This is a genomic window from [Clostridium] aminophilum DSM 10710 (assembly GCF_000711825.1).
GTDB classification, from domain to species: Bacteria; Bacillota; Clostridia; order Lachnospirales; family Lachnospiraceae; genus Clostridium_R; species Clostridium_R aminophilum.
In genome coordinates, this window is the sequence record NZ_JONJ01000032.1 from 1 (window position 1) to 5777 (window position 5777).

The following is a 5777-nucleotide window of genomic DNA, read 5'->3' on the forward strand; positions in this document are numbered from 1 at the left end:
GGTACAGGGCAGGTTACCCACGTGTTACTCACCCGTCCGCCACTAAAATTACAAAATTCCATCCGAAAACTTCCTTCTGTAATTTCCGTTCGACTTGCATGTGTTAGGCACGCCGCCAGCGTTCATCCTGAGCCAGGATCGAACTCTCTCGTTAAAAGTTTGATCCGGTTTAGACTTAAGCTTGGCTTATTCTTAACCGTTATTACTGTTTAAGGTTTTGTTCTTGAAAATCTCTCGAACTTAAGGCCTCTACCTTATCGGCCTTTGTTCTTGGAATTTTCAGGGTTTTATATACTGTTCAGTTTTCAATGTTCTCGTCGTTCCCGTCAGGCGAGCGACTTGATTATCATATCAAATCCCAATCACCATGTCAAGAACTTTTTTATTTCCGCGTTCTAGCTATATTCCTGTATGTCAACCATCTTCCGCTGATTCGGGGATCGCTCTTGAAGATTTCTGACCCTGCTTTAAACGCAGTGGTCTTATACTACCACTCTCGAAATGCGGCGTCAAGTCCTTTCTCCTCTGCTCGTCCGTCCTACCCGATGATTCTCCCAGGTTATCCCAAAACAGGATATCTCCCTGTCAAATCAGGGAGATCCGTCATTTCCAACATCATTCCGGTGCATCCAATCCATTTGCATTCACAGCAATTTTTTCGTTCACTTTCTTTCTCTCATACTGTGTTATGATAGCAGCAACATCATTTTTCACGAGGTTTCTCTATGTCAGAATACATTCGTCCTGATTATCAGGATTCTTTTCACTGCATTGCCGACCGTTGTTCTTTTACATGCTGTTGCGAATGGAAGATTTCGGTTGATCCGGACACCCGAAAACGCTGGCAGACACTCCGGGATCCGGATCATCAGGATCCTCTCCTTGCCTATACGGACTGTCAGGGTGAAGAATGCTCGGTCCGTCTTCTTCCGGATCATTGCTGCCCTTTTCTCGACGTTAACCGTCTTTGCAGGCTTGTCCGGCATTACGGGGAGGAGATTCTGTCCGAAACATGTCACATCTTCCCCCGCCAGATTCACGAATTTCCTGACCGCACCGAAAGTTCCATGGTTTCCTGCTGTCCCGAAATCATTGATCGATGGGTGGAACGGGATCATCTCGTGTTTTATATCAGTAAGCTGCCCGACAACGCAGCAGTAGGCGATATCCCCCCTTCTGTCCCGCAGGCAGAGCATTCCGCGCACAAAGGCACCAATCCGGTCACAGTGGTTTCCTCTTCCCCACGGGCAGAGCATTCCACGCACGAACAAGAGCCTGCGGCATCATTTGCCCATCTTCAAAAAATCATTCCAGGGAGAGATTCTATCCCGCTGACCGGGGATTTTCTTCGTGATATCCGCAATCTCTGCATGTCCCTCGCTGCAGACACGAACGGCAGCTGTGAAGAACACCTCATGCAGATCTTTTATATCCTGAAAGAGATTGACACCAGCCGCTCCGGCGCCCCGGACAGTCATTCCCGGATTGATTTGACGGAATACGGTTCCCCGGCCTATGGCAATGATCTGCTGTCTGCAATCCGCCGTATGCCGACCGATCCGGAATCTTCTCTTTGGGAACGAAATGAACTTTTTCTTGATCTATCCGAGAATTACCGGAAGGAGGGTCTGTACCGCCGGTTCCTCGATTCTGCCTGCGAAACTGCAGAAGATCTTGAGGGATACAGCGATGTATTGCCGGCATACACTTCCTTTCTCGCCGTTTTTCATAAATGGCAGCCTCTCATGCGAAACTTTCTGGTATCGGAAATCTTCTCAAGTCTTCTTGTACCGGAAGATTTGGAAGATCCCGACAGCTTCCGGAGCATACTGATACGCACGGAATGGATCGCAATGGAATACTCCGCCATCCTTCACATGCTCTTTCTCTCCTATATCCGTTCCGGATGCAGTGAGATTTCGTATGAGACCGTCCGTGATTCGATGATTCTGATCTCCCGAATGACGGGCTATGATGAGGAAGACATTGAAGAATATATGGAAAACAGTTTTGAAAATGCAGTCTGGGACTGGGGTTATCTAGCGCTGATCCTCAGCTGATGAACTTTTCCCGCAGAGTAAATTTTATTCCACGGGAACTGTAAACCACTTTTCTAATGCAACCGAAAAAAACGCAGGAGACATGCGAACAATCGCACATCTCCTGCGTCTTTTATTTACTCGAACAACGTGCCAAAGCATTTCCACCCGGATTCTTTCCTTTATCCCGGAAAGATTTCGGCAAAGTTCGGCCGGATTATACTCTCAGACGAAATTTCTCAATCAGAGCGTTCATCTGGTCTGCCTGATTGCTCAGCTCATTGGATGCGGCCGCACTCTCCTCCGCAGTTGCGGAGTTTGTCTGAACAACCGAAGAGATCTGATCAAGGCCGTTTGAAACATTGGATACCGCTGTGGACTGCGCATTCATTGCCTCGGAGATTTCTTCTACAATCGCGGTTACCTTTTCTGTATTTTCTGCCGCCACACGAAGCGCATTCGCGGTTTCCGCCGTGATCTTACCACCGTTTTCAATTGCATCGAGCGCATCCTGTATCAGAGTTGCGGTAGACTTCGCAGCGAGAGCGGATTTGCCTGCCAGATTGCCAACCTCGTCGGCAACCACTGCAAAACCTTTTCCGGCTGCACCGGCACGCGCTGCTTCAATTGCCGCGTTCAGTGCAAGAATATTTGTCTGGAATGCAATATCATCAATCGTCTTAATAATCTTGTAGATCTCATTGGATTTCTCGGTGATCGCTGCCATCGCCCCCGTGAGTTCCTGCATCCGCTGATTTGATTCACGAACAGCAGCATTTCCATCCATGGACAGAGTACTTGCATTTGCAGTCTTCTGCGTCGTCGCCTGGATGCCCACCGCGATCTTGTCCATCTCCGCAGTCAGTTCTTCAACAGAAGCAGCCTGCTCTGTCGCGCCCTGCGCAAGTTCCTGCGCACCGGCCGCAACCTGACCGGATCCGGTGTCAACGCTCTTGGACGCATTGCGGATATCAATGAGAGTATTGTTGAGTTTTTCGTTAATCTCATTCATCGACTGATGAAGAGACTTGAAATCACCGACATAAAGCTGCTCGTTGGCATTAATAAAAGTCAGATTTCCGTCGGCCATCTCTGCAAGCTGATGATCCAGATCACCGATAATATCACGGAAACGGCTCACCATGTTCTGCATGCTGTCTGCCAGCTCACCGATTTCATCGTTATACGCATATTTAATCTCTGCTTCCAGCTTACCATGGGACAGATCATGTGCGATCTCCGCAAGATGCTCAAGCGGTTTGAGAGACTTCTTCAGCATAAAGGAAAGCATTGCAAGAAGGGCAACCAATGCACCGATCTGAATCAGGGACATGATCATCAGCACATTTCTCTGATCATGTGTCAATTCCTCAACCGATACCGCGGTCTGAACCCACCATGTCTCGGAGCCCATCTTTACCGGTGTGAAGAAACGGCGGACACCGTCATTTTCTCTCATAAACATTTTTCCGGTTGCCATCTGAGTCTTATAAAACTCAACCGAAGCCGGAGAAATCAGATCCTTAAAGTTTTTTCCTACCGCTGCCGCATTATTGGAATATACAACGTTCTGGTCACCGGTATCAATCTCTACCGTCAGGGACGAGTAAGCGTCCTTGTTTCCGTCAAGAAGTGTGTCAAAAATTCTGGTATTGATATCAACGACGACCACTCCAAGGAAATCACCGTTATAAACTACCGGAAACGCTGCCGGAATAATCAATTCGCCATTCAGGTCACTCTTGAACGGGAGACCGTAAATGACCGCATTCTCCGCTCCGGATCTGGTGAAATAGTCCATGTTCTTAACCAGATCATAGGAAATGGTGCCGATGGTGCCTTTTTTTACATCCTCCCGGGTGACAAACGGCGTATATTCCGGAATATCGCTCTGATACTTGTTCGGGTTGAACACAACTCCGGCACCTTCAATGTAATCGTTTGACTGAACAATTGCATTTAATGTACTCTGAATCATGATCTCCGTATCGATACGCGGCTCCGACATCATCACTCCGTCCAGAACCTGGCTCGGATATATCTTCTCATCCGTCTCCGGCTGTGCAGCCATATTCAGAATCGATCTCACCAGCGGCTCCGCCAGGACACGGTTTCTCTCTGTGATCGCATCCAGTGTAGCAACATTCTTTGCCGAGATATCCTGCATACTGCGGTCACTTGTCTTACCGATCACCGATGAAAACAGCACATTCACAACGATATTAAGAATAATGAATGCAATGACGGTAAAAATTCCGAGCATTATACTCAGACGTTTGTTAAGCCTCATGTTCCGGATCCAGTTCGATATGGATCTCTCATTTGTCTTTCTCATCTTGTTTCTCCCTGCCTATTTTCTTTATTCGCTGATCGTCAGAATAGTATCAAAAGATGTATTTTCCGGTCAATTGCTGTAATTACCCAAAAAAACCGCACAAACATGCCATTTTTATATAAGGCATGTTATATCGCGGTTCGCCTCAACAAATACGCCAAATTCATCGCTCATTCTCAAATGCTTTTGGATTTTAGTTCTAAATAAATCCCTTGTTTTATCACAGTTTCTTTTTCGATATTTAAATTTGATTCTTGTTTTTTTGAACTAATCGAATTTTTTCCTTTTTTGCACCGAATTTCATTTCTTTCTTCATCGGTGCATTTATTATTCTGTTGTGATTTTGTTTGCTAATTTACTGGAATTCCACTGAATTTTATCGAACCTGACCGCCCCGGCAAGATGCTTGCACAGGCGGATCCGACCGAGCCCGGCCAGATGCCTGCACAAGCGGAGCCGACCCACGTTTTGATGGGAGGCGGAGCGCGCTGCAATCGCATCGCAGGCGGGCGAAGGTAGGCGAACGTGTTTGCGGAGGATGCCTCTGCCTTTTGTTGTTCTATGTGCGTCTGTGTACGCATCTCGCGCTTAAGATGCAAATACCGCGAATAGCAGAACGCATCCTCAAGCAAACGATCGGAGCCGACCAAGCCCGGCCAGATGCCTGCACAAGCGGAGCCGACCCACGTTTCTATGGGAGGCGGAGCGCGCTGCAATCGCATCGCAGGCGGGCAAGGGTAGGCGAACGTGTTTGCGGAGGATGCGTCTGCCTTTTGTTGTTCTGTGTACGCCTCTCGCGCTTAAGATGCAAATACCGCAAATGGCAGACCGCATCCTCATGCAAACGATCGGAGCCGACCGAGTCCGGCCAGATGCCTGCACAAGCGGAGCCGACCCGCGCTTCTATGGGAGGCGGAGCGCGCTGCAATCGCATCGCAGGCGGGCAAGGGAAGGCGAACGTGTTTGCGGAGGATGCCTCTGCCTTTTCTGACAAATGCTCTATTCATCCTGCAGCTAAAAGGCAGAGATCGCCGATTGGCAAATCGCATCCTCATGCAAACGATCGGAGACGACCGAACCCGGCCAGATGCCTGCACAAGCGGAGCCGACCCACGCTTCTATGGGAGGCGAAGCGCGCTGCAATCGCATCGCAGGCGGGCGAGGGTAGGCGAACGTGTTTGCGGAGGATGCGTCCGCCTCCTTTTATGTATGTTTCGTGTTTTACACAAAGCAAAAAGAGCACCGCCTTTCAGCGATGCCCTCTCACGATATATCTTCAAAACTGCTTACTGATTGAAATACTCCGACTTTTGAAACCTTCTGGATAAGCCCTCGACCTATTAGTGACAGTCAGCTGCATGCATTACTGCACTTCCACCTCTGCCCTATCAACCTCATACTCT

The 5777-nt window shown here is 48.5% G+C and carries 2 protein-coding genes and 2 rRNA genes; 1 reads left to right on the forward strand and 3 read right to left on the reverse strand.

What is annotated here, in order from left to right; genetic code table 11:
* A 16S ribosomal RNA gene (locus BR86_RS0113525) occupies nucleotides 1-154 on the reverse strand; the annotation flags it as partial.
* A gap of 571 nt (nucleotides 155-725) precedes the next feature.
* Between BR86_RS0113525 and fliB the strand changes: the two genes are divergently transcribed.
* Nucleotides 726-2060 carry a flagellin lysine-N-methylase gene (gene fliB / locus BR86_RS16220; RefSeq protein ID WP_177215971.1) on the forward strand — a complete coding sequence of 445 codons (1335 nt, stop codon included), beginning with the start codon at nucleotides 726-728 and terminating at the stop codon, nucleotides 2058-2060.
* 196 nt (nucleotides 2061-2256) lie between these two features.
* Here fliB and BR86_RS0113545 read toward each other — a convergent pair whose 3' ends face one another.
* Complete coding sequence (locus tag BR86_RS0113545) at nucleotides 2257-4374, reverse strand: methyl-accepting chemotaxis protein (protein ID WP_051684828.1); 2118 nt, start codon at nucleotides 4372-4374, stop codon at nucleotides 2257-2259.
* 1320 nt (nucleotides 4375-5694) lie between these two features.
* A 23S ribosomal RNA gene (locus BR86_RS0113550) occupies nucleotides 5695-5777 on the reverse strand; the annotation flags it as partial.